The 16,111-nt window shown below is 33.5% G+C and carries 17 protein-coding genes and 1 tRNA gene; 7 read left to right on the top strand and 11 right to left on the bottom strand.

Annotated elements, in window-relative coordinates; genetic code table 11:
- Positions 1-34: 34 nt before the first annotated feature.
- Positions 35-793, bottom strand: coding sequence for a metalloprotease LoiP (gene loiP, locus AC5LXV_RS04375; RefSeq protein ID WP_110434707.1), 759 nt, complete (start codon positions 791-793; stop codon positions 35-37).
- A gap of 155 nt (positions 794-948) precedes the next feature.
- Between loiP and queA the strand changes: the two genes are divergently transcribed.
- Positions 949-1,977: a tRNA preQ1(34) S-adenosylmethionine ribosyltransferase-isomerase QueA gene (queA, locus tag AC5LXV_RS04370; protein ID WP_493467470.1), complete on the top strand. Its 1,029-nt coding sequence runs from the start codon at positions 949-951 to the stop codon at positions 1,975-1,977.
- A 53-nt stretch (positions 1,978-2,030) separates the two neighbouring features.
- On the opposite strand, the gene AC5LXV_RS04365 is transcribed toward queA, so the two are convergent.
- Positions 2,031-2,711 (bottom strand): M48 family metalloprotease, encoded by a 681-nt coding sequence (locus AC5LXV_RS04365; RefSeq protein ID WP_493467469.1) that lies wholly within the window; start codon positions 2,709-2,711, stop codon positions 2,031-2,033.
- 140 nt (positions 2,712-2,851) lie between these two features.
- On the opposite strand from AC5LXV_RS04365, the gene tgt reads away from it, so the two are divergent.
- Positions 2,852-3,988 (top strand): tRNA guanosine(34) transglycosylase Tgt, encoded by a 1,137-nt coding sequence (gene tgt / locus AC5LXV_RS04360; RefSeq protein WP_493467468.1) that lies wholly within the window; start codon positions 2,852-2,854, stop codon positions 3,986-3,988.
- A 71-nt stretch (positions 3,989-4,059) separates the two neighbouring features.
- Positions 4,060-4,136 (top strand) — tRNA-Pro (locus AC5LXV_RS04355).
- A gap of 132 nt (positions 4,137-4,268) precedes the next feature.
- Here the strand turns inward: AC5LXV_RS04355 and AC5LXV_RS04350 are convergent.
- From AC5LXV_RS04350 to AC5LXV_RS04320, 7 genes are all read right to left on the bottom strand, one after another.
- Positions 4,269-4,856 carry a hypothetical protein gene (locus AC5LXV_RS04350; RefSeq protein WP_493467467.1) on the bottom strand — a complete coding sequence of 196 codons (588 nt, stop codon included), beginning with the start codon at positions 4,854-4,856 and terminating at the stop codon, positions 4,269-4,271.
- A gap of 178 nt (positions 4,857-5,034) precedes the next feature.
- Positions 5,035-5,625 (bottom strand): hypothetical protein, encoded by a 591-nt coding sequence (locus AC5LXV_RS04345; RefSeq protein ID WP_493467466.1) that lies wholly within the window; start codon positions 5,623-5,625, stop codon positions 5,035-5,037.
- A 189-nt stretch (positions 5,626-5,814) separates the two neighbouring features.
- Positions 5,815-6,405: a hypothetical protein gene (locus tag AC5LXV_RS04340; protein ID WP_493467465.1), complete on the bottom strand. Its 591-nt coding sequence runs from the start codon at positions 6,403-6,405 to the stop codon at positions 5,815-5,817.
- Between the two features lie 181 nt (positions 6,406-6,586).
- Positions 6,587-7,174: a hypothetical protein gene (locus AC5LXV_RS04335; RefSeq protein ID WP_493467464.1), complete on the bottom strand. Its 588-nt coding sequence runs from the start codon at positions 7,172-7,174 to the stop codon at positions 6,587-6,589.
- Between the two features lie 180 nt (positions 7,175-7,354).
- A complete protein-coding gene (locus AC5LXV_RS04330) occupies positions 7,355-7,936 on the bottom strand; it encodes a hypothetical protein (RefSeq protein ID WP_493467463.1) in 582 nt (193 codons plus the stop codon).
- 145 nt (positions 7,937-8,081) lie between these two features.
- Positions 8,082-8,705: a hypothetical protein gene (locus AC5LXV_RS04325; protein ID WP_110434698.1), complete on the bottom strand. Its 624-nt coding sequence runs from the start codon at positions 8,703-8,705 to the stop codon at positions 8,082-8,084.
- Between the two features lie 146 nt (positions 8,706-8,851).
- A complete protein-coding gene (locus AC5LXV_RS04320) occupies positions 8,852-9,883 on the bottom strand; it encodes a LacI family DNA-binding transcriptional regulator (protein WP_493467462.1) in 1,032 nt (343 codons plus the stop codon).
- A 314-nt stretch (positions 9,884-10,197) separates the two neighbouring features.
- Here AC5LXV_RS04320 and AC5LXV_RS04315 point away from each other — a divergent pair, with 314 nt between their 5' ends.
- From AC5LXV_RS04315 to rimL, 4 genes are all read left to right on the top strand, one after another.
- Positions 10,198-10,641, top strand: a complete 444-nt coding sequence (locus AC5LXV_RS04315) for a PTS sugar transporter subunit IIA (RefSeq protein ID WP_493467461.1) — start codon at positions 10,198-10,200, stop codon at positions 10,639-10,641.
- Between the two features lie 31 nt (positions 10,642-10,672).
- Positions 10,673-10,945 (top strand): PTS sugar transporter subunit IIB, encoded by a 273-nt coding sequence (locus tag AC5LXV_RS04310; RefSeq protein ID WP_110434695.1) that lies wholly within the window; start codon positions 10,673-10,675, stop codon positions 10,943-10,945.
- A 15-nt stretch (positions 10,946-10,960) separates the two neighbouring features.
- A complete protein-coding gene (ulaA, locus tag AC5LXV_RS04305) occupies positions 10,961-12,319 on the top strand; it encodes a PTS ascorbate transporter subunit IIC (RefSeq protein WP_110434694.1) in 1,359 nt (452 codons plus the stop codon).
- 171 nt (positions 12,320-12,490) lie between these two features.
- Positions 12,491-13,036, top strand: a complete 546-nt coding sequence (gene rimL / locus AC5LXV_RS04300; RefSeq protein ID WP_493467460.1) for a 50S ribosomal protein L7/L12-serine acetyltransferase — start codon at positions 12,491-12,493, stop codon at positions 13,034-13,036.
- A gap of 92 nt (positions 13,037-13,128) precedes the next feature.
- On the opposite strand, the gene AC5LXV_RS04295 is transcribed toward rimL, so the two are convergent.
- The gene (locus AC5LXV_RS04295) at positions 13,129-14,577 is read right to left on the bottom strand and encodes an APC family permease (RefSeq protein WP_110434692.1); all 1,449 of its coding nucleotides are present in this window, start codon (positions 14,575-14,577) and stop codon (positions 13,129-13,131) included.
- Positions 14,578-14,750: 173 nt separating this feature from the next.
- On the bottom strand, positions 14,751-15,782 hold the full coding sequence (adhP, locus tag AC5LXV_RS04290) for an alcohol dehydrogenase AdhP (RefSeq protein WP_110434691.1): 1,032 nt from the start codon (positions 15,780-15,782) through the stop codon (positions 14,751-14,753).
- Between the last annotated feature and the right edge of the window lie 329 nt (positions 15,783-16,111).

The raw sequence follows: 16,111 nt of genomic DNA, 5'->3' as shown, positions 1-16,111 counted from the left end.
AACGGCGCTTTATAAACAAATTATTTAAACTAATTTATTTTTTTAGCTCAGCTAATCTGTTACGAATATTTTGAGCACGTTTTTCTGATGATGGGTGACTACTTAAAATTGATGAATCACCACCACCTAATTTATCAAATGCAGTTGCAAGACCTGCTGGATTGATTTTTTTCTTAACTAAATAATCGAAAGAGAAATTATCCGCTTCTTGTTCTTGTGCTTGAGAGAATTGAGCATTGATAACTTTTTCAGCTAATGCGCCGATAGTAGAACTAGATAATGAAGCAACTGTTGCATTACCTGACGCCGCTGCTGCATCACGAGCAATTTCTGCTGCGTAAGCTACTTGCATTGCTTTTTTACTGTGACCTAATGCTACGTGACCTAATTCATGACCTAAAACGCCTTTGATTTCATTATCAGTCATCATATCCATTAAGCCACTATAAACACGTACGCAACCGTTAGCCATTGCCCATGCGTTAACATCTTTAGTAATATATACTTTATAGTTAACTGGAGTACCATTTATATTATTACCAAGAGATTTAGCAATTTTATTTAAACGTTTAGTATAAGCGCTTTTAGCTGGAGCAATTTTTGATTCAGCATCCATTTGTGCACATGATTGTTGACTTAATGATTTTACATCATTATCACTTAACGTTGCTGCTTTCAAACCTTTCAAGCCTAGACTAGTTAAATCGTCAGCACTCATATTTTTACAGCCAACTAATGACATAGCTGCAACTAAAGGTAGTGCAACAAGTAATGTTTTTTGATGTCTTTTCATAATCCTTTCCTTTTTTTAACATAATTTACTTTTTTCTAACTTAACGTTAGATACGGAGAATTTTAACGCAACTTTTATAATAATCAACAAATAATTTCTTGATTAGTCATGAGTAGCACTTTAGACTAGTCCCTCATTTTTTGAGGAACATAAATATGCAACTGTCAGATTTTGATTTTACCCTCCCCAAAGAACTGATTGCAAAATATCCATCAGAAACAAGAAGTTCGTGCCGATTATTATCACTCAACCGCCATACGGGACAGATTGAAGATAAAATTTTTACTGATATTATTGATTACATTAATCAAGGTGATTTACTTATTTTTAATAATACTAAGGTGATTCCTGCCCGGTTATATGGCAAAAAAGCATCAGGTGGAAAAATCGAAATATTGATTGAACGCTTGTTAGAAGATAATCGTGCTCTTGCTCATATAAAAGCATCTAAATCACCTAAAGTTGGTGCTGAACTCATTTTAGGTGAAGAGAACAATATTAGCGTTACCATGTTGGCTCGCCATGATACTTTATTTGAATTGCAGTTTCCCGATGATGTACTTAACATCCTAAATGAAATTGGCCATATACCTTTACCACCTTATATAGATCGACCTGATGAGGCACAAGATCGTGAGGTATATCAAACTGTCTATAGTAAAGTACCCGGTGCAGTTGCTGCACCAACAGCAGGTCTTCATTTTGATCAACCTTTATTAGAAAAGCTTAAAAACAAAGGGGTCGAAATGGAATTTGTCACGTTACATGTCGGCGCAGGGACATTCCAACCGGTAAGAGTGGAAAATATTGAAACACACATTATGCATGCTGAATATGCTCAAGTGCCAGACTCTGTTGTTAAAGCGGTTTTAGAATGCAAAGCTAGAGGCAATAAAGTGATTGCTGTTGGTACCACATCTGTCAGAGCGTTGGAAAGCGCAGCCAAACCGACGGGTAAAATTGCGCCATTTTTTGATGATACTCAAATATTTATTTATCCCGGTTTTGATTTTAAGGTAATTGACGCGCTTATCACTAATTTTCATTTACCAGAATCAACTTTAATTATGCTGGTTTCTGCATTTGCTGGTTATGAAAATACCATGCAAGCTTATCAACATGCAGTCACCCAGAAATATCAATTTTTTAGTTATGGAGATGCCATGCTAATTACTAATAGTTGATAATCTATAGCCAATAAATTTCATCTAAATTTATTGGCTAACAGATTAAAAAACTAATTATGACTTAACCTGTCAGTAATATTAGCTATACGTTTCATGGTTGTTGGATGAGAAGTAGGTTGATTTTTGGCATGAATTGGCATTTTAATTAGCATATTGACCAATCCGATTGCATCTAAATTTTTGCTAACTAACAAATCAAAAGCATAATTATCCGCTTCAATCTCAAATTGCTGTGAAGTTTCTTCTTTTACGACAATCACCAGTTCGCTTGCTTTATCCGTAATTTCGATATAAGGAGCTTGGCGAATCATACTTATTCCATGTTTTAGTGCAATGTGAGCCTGTTCATGTGCAATGACTGCCTGTAACTCATTATCTTCAAGTAAAGTCATCAATCCACTATTTATCCGGATACAACCATTAATTGTAGACCATGCATTAGGTTCACTATCAAAATAAACTTGATAATTTAATTCAATATTATTGATTTTTTGCGGTAAATTTTGGGTTAAGTTAGATAATCGTTTACTAAGAAAATTATAATCAGGAGCAATAATCGCGCGCTTGTCATTTTCGACACAAGCTTGTTGGCTAATGGCAAAAATGTCATTATCAGATAATTGTTTTATTTGTTCAGATGAAACTCTGGTTGGCGGTATTTTATTTTGATTTTGACATCCGCATACCATTAACATCAGTAAACATGAAAACAATAAAATAATATTTTTCAAATCTTCCAAAATCCTTACAAATATTGTCTATTAAGGCTAAGCACGATAAACTAATCATCGTAATTATATGATACGATAACGTAATATATCAATAAAATGCGCCAAACTGTTTATTTGGTCGCAAGAGGTCAATATAAAAAATGAAATTTGAGTTAGATAACACTGACGGCTTAGCCCGTCGCGGACGTATGAAATTTGATCGTCGTGGAGTTAAATATGTAGTTGAAACACCTGCTTTTATGCCGGTTGGTACTTACGGCACAGTAAAAGGGATGACGCCTGAAGAAGTTAAAGCCACTGGCGCACAAATCTTATTAGGTAATACTTTCCATCTGTGGTTAAGACCTGGACAGGAGATTATGCGCAAACATGGTGACCTACATGACTTTATGCAATGGCCTGGACCAATCTTAACTGATTCAGGTGGATTTCAAGTTTTTAGTCTTGGTGATATTCGCAAAATTAAAGAAGAAGGGGTCTATTTCCGTAATCCTATTAATGGCGATTCAATTTTTTTATCACCTGAAATTTCAATGGAAATCCAATATGACCTTGGTTCCGACATTGTGATGATTTTTGATGAATGTGCCCCTTTTCCTGCAAAATGGGACTACGTCAAAAAATCAATGGAGATGTCATTACGTTGGGCTAAACGCAGTCGCCAACGCTTTGACGAACTTGGTAATAAAAATGCCTTATTTGGCATTGTACAAGGTGGTATACACCAAGAATTACGTGATATTTCAATTAAAGGATTAACTGAAATTGGCTTTGATGGTTACGCTGTCGGTGGTCTTGCAGTTGGTGAACCTAAAGCGGATATGCATCGAATATTAGAAGGTACCTGTCCACAACTACCCGCTGATAAACCTCGTTATTTAATGGGCGTAGGTAAACCAGAAGATTTGGTTGAAGGCGTACGTCGTGGTATCGATATGTTCGACTGTGTAATGCCTACTCGAAATGCTCGTAATGGTCATTTATTTGTTACTAATGGCGTGATCAAAATTCGTAATGCCAAATATAAAGACGATACGACACCGCTTGATCCAGATTGTGATTGTTATACTTGTAAAAACTATACTAAGTCTTATCTTCATCATCTAGATAAATGTGGTGAAATTTTAGGCGCTCGTTTAAACACCATACATAACTTACGCTATTACCAGTGCTTGATGGCTGAAATACGTGAAGCTGTAGCCAATAAACGATATGAAGAGTTTGTCAGCGAATTCTACCTAAGAATCGGTAAAACGCCCGCTCCATTAGCAAAATAGACAAGACCTAATAAATTTTGCAAGTAAACTATTGACACATTAACGTTAGCGCAGTATTATGCGCTTCCTAACGGCGAGTAGCGCAGCTTGGTAGCGCAACTGGTTTGGGACCAGTGGGTCGGAGGTTCGAATCCTCTCTCGCCGACCACTCTTTTGTTTCATAAAGATCTAACATCATTTTTTGTTAGCCAACCAGTGATTTTTATCCGTAAGTAATCACAAACACTGACTTCTCAACTTTCCTAATATTCGGTTATATTATTTTTAATCCTAATTACAATTAATCACTATCTTCAACTTTATCAGAAAATCTTAAAACCAAAAGACCTATAAATTCATTACAATTTGGACACCTAATAGTTTTTATCATATCTATTTTTTTATAATAGTTATCGCTCAATGGTATATGCTTAGGAATATACATGGATATATAGATTTCTTCATCATAAACAAGAGCTATATATTTATTGTGACAATGACGACAAAAAGCATATTGCACTTTAGCGATAACTGCGTTACGAAAATCCTCATCGGTGTAACTATCATCTTTTATTTTCTGGTCTAATTCTTTTAAATTAATATCTTTGTTGGTCCAAAATAGGCAGTGTGTTTGATAAGCATCATATTCCTTTTTTAAAGGAATAGTTGCTAATCGCGCGTTTACTTTAAAAGTTGCTAATCGTGTATCCGTGCCATTTTGCAACGTTTCAATAAGTTGTTTTGAGGCATATCCCCCCATTCGTCGATTAAAACAATTTTGGCTCTCTGGTATAACAAGGTTGTTGATTAATGTTGTTTCCTCTTTTATTAAATCGTCTTCAGGAAATATATAGAAGAATTCAATCTCTTCTGCTTTTATTAATTTCATGGTCTTACCTCATTAACAAGTTCGAATCCTCTCTTGCTAATTACTTTATTTGTTTCATAACGACGTGATGACGTGATACCTTTTTCATTGACTAATTAGTAATTTGGGTTTTTATCCATAAATAATTATCAACACTAACCACTTGATTTTACTGTATTGTTTTTAATGCAAATTATAATTAATTACCATCTTCAACTTTATCAAAAAATCTCGCAACATAAATGCCTATCAATTCATTACAATTTGGACATCTACCAATTTCTATCATATCTAATTTTTTATCACTGTATTCTCTAAATGATACATGTTTAGCAACTGCAATAGGAATATATAGGAACATATAGATATCATCATCACAAACAAGAGCCATATATTTATTGCGACAATGACGACAAAAAGCATATTGCACATGAGCGATAACTGCGCTACGAAAATCTTCATCGGTGTAACTATCATCTTTTATTTTCTGGTCTAATTCTTTTAAATTAATATCTTTGTTGCTCCAAAATAGGCAGTGTGTTTGATAAGCATCATAATTATCTTTTAGAGGGGGTCGTATATTTATCCCCAAAATTGCTAATCGTGTATCCGTGCCATTTTGCAACGTTTCAATAAGTTGTTCTGAGGTATATCCCCCCAATCGTCGATTAAAACAATTTTGGCTCTCTGGTATAACAAGGTTGTTGATTAATGTTGTTTCCTCTTTTATTAAATCGTCTTCAGGGAATATATAGAAGAATTCAATCTCTTCTACTTTTATTAATTTCATGGTTTTACCTCATTAACAAGTTCGAATCCTCTCTTGCTAATTACTTTATTTGTTTCATAACGACGTGATGACGTGATACCTTTTTCATTGACTAATTAGTAATTTAGTTTTTTATCCATAAATAATCACCAAAGCTAACTTCTTGATTTTAGTATGATTTGATTGTATTGTTTTTAATGCCAATTATAATTAATTACCATCTTCAACTTTATCAAAAAACCTTAAAACAAAAAGACCTATAAATTCATTACAATTTGGACATCTAACAATTTTTATCATACCTGTCTTGTTATAATAGTAATCTTGGTATGATATAAGTTTAGCGAGAGCAATAGGAAAATACATATACATATAGATCACATCATCACAAACAAGAGCTATATATTTATTGTGACAATGACGGCAAAAAGCATATTGCACATGAGCGATAACTGCGCTACGAAAATCCTCATCGGTGTAACTATCATCTTTTATTTTCTGGTCTAATTCTTTTAAATTAATATCTTTATTGGTCCAAAATAGGCAGTGTGTTTGATAAGCATCATAACCATCTTTTAAAGGAAGAGGTAATTGCGTGTTTATCCTAAAAATTGCTAATCGTGTATCCGTGCCATTTTGCAGAGTTTCAATGAGTTGTTTAGACGTATACCTTCCCATTGGTAGATTAACCCTATTTTCTGGCATAACAAGGTTGTTGATTAATGTTGTTTCTTCTTTTACTAAATCGTCTTCAGGGAATATATAGAAGAATTCAATCTCTTCTGCCTTTATTAGTTTCATCATCTCTTTCCATTAATAAGTTCGAATAGTCCCTTGTTAATTACCTTTTTTGTCCCATAACGAAGTGACACCCTTTTTCATTGACTAATTAGTAATTTTGGTTTTTATCCATAAATAATTACCAACACTAACTCCTTATTTTCCTAAGGTTTGATTATATTGTTTTTAATACCAATTATAATTAATTACCATCTTCAACTTTATCAAAAAATCTTAAAACAAAAAGACCTATAAATTCATTACAATTTGGACATCTAATCGTTTTTATCATATCTATTTTTTTATAATAGTTATCGCTCAATGGTATATGTTTAGGAATATACATGGACATATAGATTTCTTTATCACAAACAAGAGCTATATATTTATTGCGACAATGACGACAAAAAGCATATTGCACATGAGCGATAACTGCGCTACGAAAATCCTCATCGGTGTAACTATCATCTTTTATTTTCTGGTCTAATTTTTTTAAATTAATATCTTTGTTGGTCCAAAATAGGCAGTGTGTTTGATAAGCATCATATTCCTTTTTTAAAGGAATAGTTGCTAATCGCGCGTTTACTTTAAAAGTTGCTAATCGTGTATCCGTGCCATTTTGCAACGTTTCAATAAGTTGTTCTGAGGCATATCCCCCCATTCGTCGATTAAAACAATTTTGGCTCTCTGGTATAACAAGGTTGTTGATTAATGTTGTTTCCTCTTTTATTAAATCGTCTTCAGGAAATATATAGAAGAATTCAATCTCTTCTGCTTTTATTAATTTCATGGTTTCACCCCATTAATAAGTTCGAGTCCTCTCTTGTTAATTACTTTATTTGTTTCATAACGACGTGATACTCTTTTTCATGACTATTAGTAATTTTGGTTTTTATCCATAAATAATTACCAACACTAACCCCTTAATTTTCCTAATGTTTTATTATATTGTTTTTAATACCAATTATAATTAATTACCATCTTCAACTTTATCAAAAAATCTTAAAACAAAAAGACCTATAAATTCATTACAATTTGGACATCTAATCGTTTTTATCATATCTATTTTTTTATAATAGTTATCGCTTAATGGTACGCGTCTAGGAATATACATGTACATATAGATCTCATCATCACAAACAAGAGCTATATATTTATTGTGACAATGACGACAAAAAGCATATTGCACTTTAGCGATAACTGCGTTACAAAAATCCTCATCGGTGTAACTATCATCTTTTATTTTCTGGTCTAATTCTTTTAAATTAATATCTTTGTTGGTCCAAAATAGGCAGTGTGTTTGATAAGCATCATATTCCTTTTTTATAGGAATAGTTGCTAATCGCGCGTTTACTTTAAAAATTGCTAGTCGTGTATCCGTGCCATTTTGCAACGTTTCAATAAGTTGTTTAGACTCATACCTTCCCATTAGTCTATTAACCCGATTGTTTGGAATAACAAGGCTGTTGATTAATGTTGTTTCCTCTTTTATTAAATCGTCTTCAGGGAATATATAGAAGAATTCAATCTCTTCTACTTTTATTAATTTCATGGTTTCACCCCATTAATAAGTTCGAGTCCTCTCTTATTAATTACTTTATTTGTTTCATAACAACGTGATGACGTGATACCCGTTTTTATTAACTAATTAGTAATTTTTTCTCGATTTATAATTACAAACTTTGATTTCGCCACTTTCATAATGTTTTATTACATTTTTTTAATAGCAGATTTTCTTCTTTATTAAAAAATCTTACTACAATGATACCTAAGGATTCATTACAATTTGGACATCTAAGCGTTTTTGTCATATGAATTTTTTTTACAAAGTAATCACTATAGGATTTATGTTTAGCCAAAGCTATAGGAAAATACATTAACTCATATATCTCAGGATCATAAGCAAGAGCTAAATATTTATTTAGACAATTACGATGGCAAAATACATATTGCAAACGAGTGATAATTGCACTATGAAAATCTTCATCGGTGTAACTATCCTCCCTTATTTTCTGATCTAATTCCTTTAAATTAATATCTTTGTTGGTCCAAAATAGGCAACGAGTTTCATAAGCATAAAAAAAATCTTTTATAGAATGAACCTTTCGTATGCTTTTTGTATAAATTGCTAATCGTGTATCAGTGCCATTTTGCAGCGTTTTAATAAGTTTCTCAGGTACATACTTACCCATTGGGAGATTTTGAAAATCTGGGCTCTTAGGTAAAGTAAGGTTATTGATTAATGTTGTTTCCTCTTTTATTAAATCATCCTCGGGGAATATATAGAAGAATTCAATCTCTTCTGCTTTTACTAGTTTCATCGTCTCTTTCCATTAATAAGTTCGAATTCTCTTTTGCCAACGAATTTTATGAGGGGCACTTCATTTTGAGTAGGTTTTTTATTATCTCACTATTGTGTAAATTTAAACTTAGAGTATCCTTTAACACAATGACTTTTATGGTTAAATTACAAGCTATCTCGTGAATAAATGGTAGGTTTTAGTGTTGATAATTCGAAATTTGAATTGTCCTTTCTATCGGTTAATTTATTCAATAATAAGTTGCCAATATACTCGCCTTTTCTCTTCGACGGTAGCGAAATCGTCGTGAGAGACGGAATACTTACTTGACTAAATTCACTATCACCAAAGCCACAAACAGCTAATTGGTAAGGAACTCGAATATGTCGTCTTTGACATTCATAGAGCACACCACACGCCAACTCATCGGTAGTACAAACTAATGCATCTATTTCAGGCCAGTTCAACAAGATATCAGGTAACAATGCACTACCAGTGCTAAAATTAGCCGGTTTTGCCGGATTAATTATTCTATGTGTTGGCAAATGATTGTTTAACATAGCTTTATGCCAACCATGTAACCTTTGTTGAAAAACATGACATTGGTGGTCAGCACAAAGTAAACCAATATGGCGATAGCCTTTTTTTATTACATGTTCAGTCAACATACACATTGCTAAACTATCATCCACTTCGATATGTATATTTGTCACTTCATCATACGACTTACCAATATTGAAAGTAGGAATCGTTTTATTGTTTAATATATTTTCAATAAAATCATCATCTTCAATATAAAAGAGTAATATCGCTTCAAGATTATTGCTATAGATAGTCTCCAACAGTTGTGATTCACGCTTATAGAAAGAGTAAGATTCAAAGATAATTGTGGTATAGCCTTCTTTAAGTAAATAGGCTTGCAGTGCATTGAGTGCGATTCGTGTGGAATCTTCATAAATTTTTGTAGTAATGACCGCAATAACTTTATTGGCAGAAGCTGAGGCTAGCAAACTAGCGGCAATGTTAGGTTTATAACCTAATGTCTCAACGGCTAGTTGAATTTTTTGACGCAGTTTATCCGATACTTTATCTGGCGTTCGCAATGCTCGCGAAACCGTCATGGTACCAACACCAGCATATTTAGCGACGTCAAATAAAGTGGTTTGACCTGTACTCCTGCGTTTTTTTGTATCCGACATATTCGATCTCAAGTAAAACTAACCAGTAGTTAAATTTATACTCCTAAATTCCATAAAACCAATAATTACAATATGTTAAATCATTAACTAAAAGAGTTAAGCATAAAACGAGAACATTATAATATTATGCTATGCAAATTTTTTTCAACTATATATCAAAAATGCTACCCAAATCACAAAATTGAAAAATTGTTAATGAAAAAATGATAGCGCTATCACATTTTTATTTTTTTTAAATTATTATTGTTAGCCAATGTGTTAATTTTCTATTATCGTAATATTGACAATATACCAAATCGGTTTTCGGAGGAAAAATGTTAAATCAATGGTTAACTAGTCAAACTGTAAAAACTATTGATTCAGTCCAAGATTGGAAAGAAGCAATAAAAATTTGTGCAGCCCCTTTACTGAATAACAATTCAATCTCTTCTAACTATATTGACGCTATTTTTCAATTACATGAATCAATTGGTCCTTACTATGTATTAGCTCCTGGCATTGCTATGCCGCATGCTCGACCAGAACAAGGAGTAAACAAATTGGGGTTATCAATGTTACTTGTCAAAAATGGCGTTAATTTCAATTCAGAAGAAAATGATCCTGTTTATTTAATTACTTTATTGGCCGCTTGTGATAGTACGAGTCATATCGAATTGTTAACCCAATTAGCAACACTGTTCGCCGAAACAGAAGATATTCAGACAATTTTCAATGCAAAAAATAGTGACGAAATTTTAACAGTGATCAATCGTTATTAAATCAAATTAAACTAATAAAAGGATAAATAATATGAAAATTATGGCAGTTTGTGGTTCAGGTCTTGGTAGTAGTTTCATGGTAGAAATGAATATCAAAAAAGTCCTCAAAAAATTAAATATTGATGCAGAGGTAACACATGCTGATCTTGCTTCTGCAACACCAGAACAAGCAGATCTTTTTGTGATGACTAAAGATTTGGCGGCAAGTTCTGGCATTCCGCAAGATAAATTGGTGGTTTTAAATAATATTATTGATATCAACGATTTAGAAGAAAAACTCGTTGAGCACTTCAACAAAGCCTAATTATGAGGTATTGCTATGATTCAAGAAGTAATTAAATTCGTTGTTGATATCTTAAAAGTGCCAGCAATACTTGTTGGTCTAATTGCCATGGTTGGTTTATTAGCACAACGAAAATCATTCACTGATACAGTAAAAGGAACGGTTAAAACAATTTTAGGATTTTTAGTATTGGGTGGTGGTGCAACGGTTTTAATCAGCGCAATTACGCCTTTAGGATTAATGTTTGAGCAGGCATTTAAACTTCAAGGTATCATACCTAATAATGAAGCTATCGTTTCAATGGCTCTGAATGAATATGGTACCGCAACTGCATTAATTATGGCTTTCGGTATGGTTGCCAATATTGTGGTTGCCAGATTCACCTGCTTAAAATATATTTTTCTAACCGGCCATCATACTTTTTATATGGCATGCATGATCAGTATTATTTTAACCGTTGCTGGATTTGAAGGTTGGCAATTGGTATTTACTGGTTCATTGGTTCTAGGCTTGATCATGGCATTCTTCCCAGCTTTAGCTCAACCACAAATGCGTAAAATAACTGGAAACAATGATGTTGCATTTGGTCACTTTGGTACATTAGGTTATGTATTAGCTGGTTGGCTGGGTTGTGCTTTTGGTAAAGGTTCTCGTTCTACTGAAGAGATGAATTTACCGAAAAATTTAAGTTTTTTACGTGATAGTTCAATCTCTATCTCATTAACTATGATGATTATCTACTTAATTCTAGCAATATTTGCCGGTCCTGAGTATATTCAAGCAAACCTAAGTAATGGCGATAATTATTTAGTTTATGCGATTATTGAAGCCATCACATTTGCGGCAGGTGTATTTATTATTCTTCAAGGGGTTAGACTTATTTTAGCCGAAATTGTCCCAGCATTTACTGGTTTTTCAGAAAAATTAGTACCCAATGCAAAACCTGCCTTAGACTGCCCGGTTGTTTTCCCTTATGCACCAAATGCAGTATTGATTGGTTTTTTATTTAGTTTTCTTGGTGGATTAGTCGGATTATTTGTACTAGGACAGCTAAACGCCGTGCTTATTTTACCGGGTGTTGTCCCTCATTTCTTCTGTGGTGCAACTGCTGGGGTATTTGGTAACGCAATGGGTGGCCGTCTCGGTGCAATGCTTGGTGCATTTGCCAATGGTTTATTAGTTACCTTCTTACCAGTACTTTTATTACCTGTTTTAGGATCACTTGGTTTTTCTAATACAACTTTCTCAGATGTAGATTTTTGTGGTGTTGGGATTATCCTTGGCAACATGGCAAAATGGTTCAATAAAGATATTATTATGGGTATCTTCATTGCTATTTTTGCTCTATTAGTTGTACATAATGCGTTAACAAAACCTAAACAAGATAAAGAATAAAAATAAGTTATTATTTTTATAAAGGCCAGACTTGCTAGTCTGGCAATTTTATCCCTTCATCAAGCTACAACATAGTCAATCAATTATCGGTAATAAAGTTTATTCAATATACATGACTTGCTAATAGGTTTAAAATCATTGAACAAATGTGGTTTTTTAAAGGAATAAATAATGACCAATAGTTTAAATGCTACGATTGATGTCAATCAACATCTTTGTTTAGTGCCAGCAAATAATCAATATGTATCAGATATTTATGAAGTTATTGTAGCCAATAGGGAGAACTTTAGCCAATTTATGGCTTGGCCTAAATTTGTGAAAAACCAAGCTGATACCGCTCTATTTTTAGATTCCTGTTGGTTAAAACATCAACAGAATGAAAGCAAAACCTATATCATTTTATTAAAAGGTCACGCTATTGGTTTACTCTCTTTTAATCAGATTGATAAAAATAACAAAACAGCTTATATCGGTTATTGGTTAGATGGTTCAATGCAAGGTAATGGAGTAATGACCGAGGCGCTCAATGCATTAATAAAGCATTATGCTATGCAAAAAATAATTAGACGATTTGTTATTAAGTGTACTGTTTATAATGAGAAAAGTAATGCTTTAGCCAAACGTTGTGGTTTTAGTTATGAAGGTACACTAAAACAAGCTGAATATATTAATGAAACTTTTCATGATCAAAATATTTATGGTTTGATTGTCGATTAAGTTTAATTATTTGCTGATAAAAAACCGACCTAGTGAAGAGCCCCCATAAAGTCGGTTTTCATTAATAATTCGTTAATAATCAAAATGAACTATTATTTGATCGCAAAATAACCGTAGGTGATTAAACCTGAAACAATAATAATTGAAGATATCGCAATCATATACTTGGTTTTGAATTGATATTTCTTCACTTCACCAAGTGAAAGTTCAATATGTTTATTTTTATTATCAAAATAGTAATAAAGAGGCAAACCAATCAAGGTTAACACAATTGAGGCAATCCCATTTACAGTCTGATGAACTAACATACCATATATAACATAACCTGCACCTAAAATAGCGACCATAGGAATAACTGGATAACCAATTACTTTATAAGGTCTTGGTGTATCAGCAAATTTTTTTCTGGCGATAATTACCCCAATAAAGGTTAATAAATAGAATACCCAAATAGAAAACATCGAAATTTCAGATAAACGATCAGCATCAAGTAGGGTTGAATAAAGGAAGGAAAACACAACTAGGATAATAATTGCATTCACCGGTGAACGACTATCGTCATCAATGGTACTTAAGAATTTTGCTCCAATAATGGTTCCTCGCTCTCCCATACTAAAGATGGTTCGAGATAATGTCATGATATAACCATTAATACCACCAAGAATTGAAACCATAATACCAACAGCAACTAAATTACCGCCTAAATGGCCAAACATTCGCTGTGAAGCAACTGCTGATGCATCATGCCCAAGCGTAACCATTTCTTGTACCGGAAATATCTTGAACAGCGCAATATTAATACAAGCATAAACAATAACTAAAAATATTATGCCTAAAATAATTGCTTTAGGTAATACTTTTGATGGATTACGAATTTCACCGGCAACCGATGCAACTTGTGCCCAGCCATCATATGCAAATAGCGTTGCCAATATTGCGACTGCAAATGGCGCATAAGTTTCAATACCTTGACCACTAGCACTAAATAGTGCAACTTGCCCATTACCTTTCCATAATCCAAAAATTGCTAACAACAAGATTGGGACCAGCTTACAAAAAGTAGCAATCGTTTGCAGATATCCTGCTTGCTTTACGCCAATTGAATTAATACAGGCAATAAACCCCAAAACACCAGCACTTACCGCCATACGATAGGCATCATTGATAGCAAATAACAAACAAAATACTGAGCTAAAATAACCGACCAAGGCTCCGACTAATGATGGCGCAAAAAGGACGGTGATCATCCAACCATAAAGATGAGAAACTTTAGCTCCATATATTTTCTCTAAATAAACTAGCATGCCCCCTGTTTTCGGGAACATAACACCAAGTTCACATAGTGTTAAACCACCACAAATTGAAAAAACACCACCAATGATCCAAGCTAACAACGCAAAGTTATAATCACCAGCAACTTCTAATACTGCCGGTGGTTTCATAAATGCACCTGCGCCTAAGACCATTCCAACAACTAGTGATAATGCAGAAACTAAACCAAGATCTTTCCGCAAATTATTCTCTAAATTGTGTTCAGACATAAATAACCTCTTAAACTGATCAATAAAGCAAAACAAAATTTTTCTATAATAGGGTTTTATTTATAAAACACAAGCGAGATTAATTTTAAACTGAAAAAAGCCTGCTGATTAGTAATGACAGTTAATAAAAAAGTCAGCATAAAGCTGACTTTCAATGAGTTAATTAATAATAACTATTTTTTCTTCATTTTCATATCAATAACCATACGACCACGAATTTTACCGGCTTTCATTTCGTCAATCATATCATTGATATCTTCAAGTGGACGTTTTTCAACTATTGGTACCACTTTACCTTCGGCACTAAAACGAAATGCTTCCGCTAAATCTTCTCGAGTACCAACTAATGAACCGAGAACTTGAATACCATCTAGAACTGTTTTAGGGATACTTAAATCCATTGTTTCAGAAGGTAGACCCAAAGCAACAACGCGACCTAATGGGCGTACAGAACCAATAGCCTGATTAAATGCGGTTTTAGTCACTGAAGTGACAACTGCACCATGAACGCCACCACCAGTATGCTCTTTAATATAGGCACCGACATCAGCTACTTTTTTAGGATTAACCACTAAATCAGCACCCAGTTTTTTACATAACTCTAACTGGCTATCACTGTTACTAATTGCTACCACTTTATTGTTAAAAACATTTTTACCATATTCGATAGCCAAGGTACCTAGTCCACCAATACCAAATACTGCTAGCCATTGACCCGGTTTAGTGTCAGCGACTTTAATGCCTTTATAAGTGGTTACCCCAGCACAAGTCACACTGGTGGCTTGAGCTGGATCTAAGCCATCTGGCACTTTTACCGCATAATCAGCTTTAACAATACATTGCTCAGCCATACCACCATCAACGCTATAACCCGAATTTAATGCACTACGACAAAATGTTTCGTTACCAGAAATACAATATTCACAAGTACCACAACCAGCATGGAACCACGCGATACTAACACGATCACCAACTTTTAAGCTTTTTACATCAGGGGCAATTTTAGTCACAATCCCCACACCTTCATGACCAATTACTCGGCCAGGTTTTTTACCGAAATCTCCCGCTGCAACATGAAGATCGGTATGACACAACCCACAATATTCAACCTCAACTAAAGCTTCCCCAGCCTCTAATGGACGAACAGGAATATCTTTAATTTCGACTTGACCATCGCATTCTTGTCTAATAACTGCAGCTTTCATCTGTTTCTCCTAAAATAATGACAATTTAAAAATACAGCTGATGCTATTTTAGCCTATTTATTGAGAAAAAATATGCGTTATTTCACATTTATCAATAAAAATGAGAATTATTTTTCATTTTCTCCCTATTCGTAGTTATTAAATTTCAACAACAAGTAAAAAACAGATAATTAATAGTTGTAAGGAGCCACCAATTAACCTCATAACTAAATATATAACTAAATATATAACTAAAAGTAATATAAATATGCGATATCGGCATTTCTCATCTTTACCAAAAATTTTTATAGTTAACGCTTAAATATTTTCAATATTTATAAATATCTAAA

Source organism: Gilliamella sp. LMG 34359 (genome assembly GCF_984569085.1).
Note: the sequence above shows the minus strand (reverse complement) of the source record. Positions and strands in the feature narration are given on the sequence as shown.

Bases quoted from the DNA above. Each gene is read 5' to 3' on its own strand.
- loiP (WP_110434707.1), bottom strand. From the start codon at position 793: ATGAAAAGACATCAAAAAACATTACTTGTTGCACTACCTTTAGTTGCA.
- queA (WP_493467470.1), top strand. From the start codon at position 949: ATGCAACTGTCAGATTTTGATTTTACCCTCCCCAAAGAACTGATTGCA.
- tgt (WP_493467468.1), top strand. From the start codon at position 2,852: ATGAAATTTGAGTTAGATAACACTGACGGCTTAGCCCGTCGCGGACGT.
- AC5LXV_RS04350 (WP_493467467.1), bottom strand. From the start codon at position 4,856: ATGAAATTAATAAAAGCAGAAGAGATTGAATTCTTCTATATATTTCCT.
- AC5LXV_RS04345 (WP_493467466.1), bottom strand. From the start codon at position 5,625: ATGAAATTAATAAAAGTAGAAGAGATTGAATTCTTCTATATATTCCCT.
- AC5LXV_RS04340 (WP_493467465.1), bottom strand. From the start codon at position 6,405: ATGAAACTAATAAAGGCAGAAGAGATTGAATTCTTCTATATATTCCCT.
- AC5LXV_RS04335 (WP_493467464.1), bottom strand. From the start codon at position 7,174: ATGAAATTAATAAAAGCAGAAGAGATTGAATTCTTCTATATATTTCCT.
- AC5LXV_RS04330 (WP_493467463.1), bottom strand. From the start codon at position 7,936: ATGAAATTAATAAAAGTAGAAGAGATTGAATTCTTCTATATATTCCCT.
- AC5LXV_RS04325 (WP_110434698.1), bottom strand. From the start codon at position 8,705: ATGAAACTAGTAAAAGCAGAAGAGATTGAATTCTTCTATATATTCCCC.
- AC5LXV_RS04320 (WP_493467462.1), bottom strand. From the start codon at position 9,883: ATGTCGGATACAAAAAAACGCAGGAGTACAGGTCAAACCACTTTATTT.
- AC5LXV_RS04315 (WP_493467461.1), top strand. From the start codon at position 10,198: ATGTTAAATCAATGGTTAACTAGTCAAACTGTAAAAACTATTGATTCA.
- AC5LXV_RS04310 (WP_110434695.1), top strand. From the start codon at position 10,673: ATGAAAATTATGGCAGTTTGTGGTTCAGGTCTTGGTAGTAGTTTCATG.
- ulaA (WP_110434694.1), top strand. From the start codon at position 10,961: ATGATTCAAGAAGTAATTAAATTCGTTGTTGATATCTTAAAAGTGCCA.
- rimL (WP_493467460.1), top strand. From the start codon at position 12,491: ATGACCAATAGTTTAAATGCTACGATTGATGTCAATCAACATCTTTGT.
- AC5LXV_RS04295 (WP_110434692.1), bottom strand. From the start codon at position 14,577: ATGTCTGAACACAATTTAGAGAATAATTTGCGGAAAGATCTTGGTTTA.
- adhP (WP_110434691.1), bottom strand. From the start codon at position 15,782: ATGAAAGCTGCAGTTATTAGACAAGAATGCGATGGTCAAGTCGAAATT.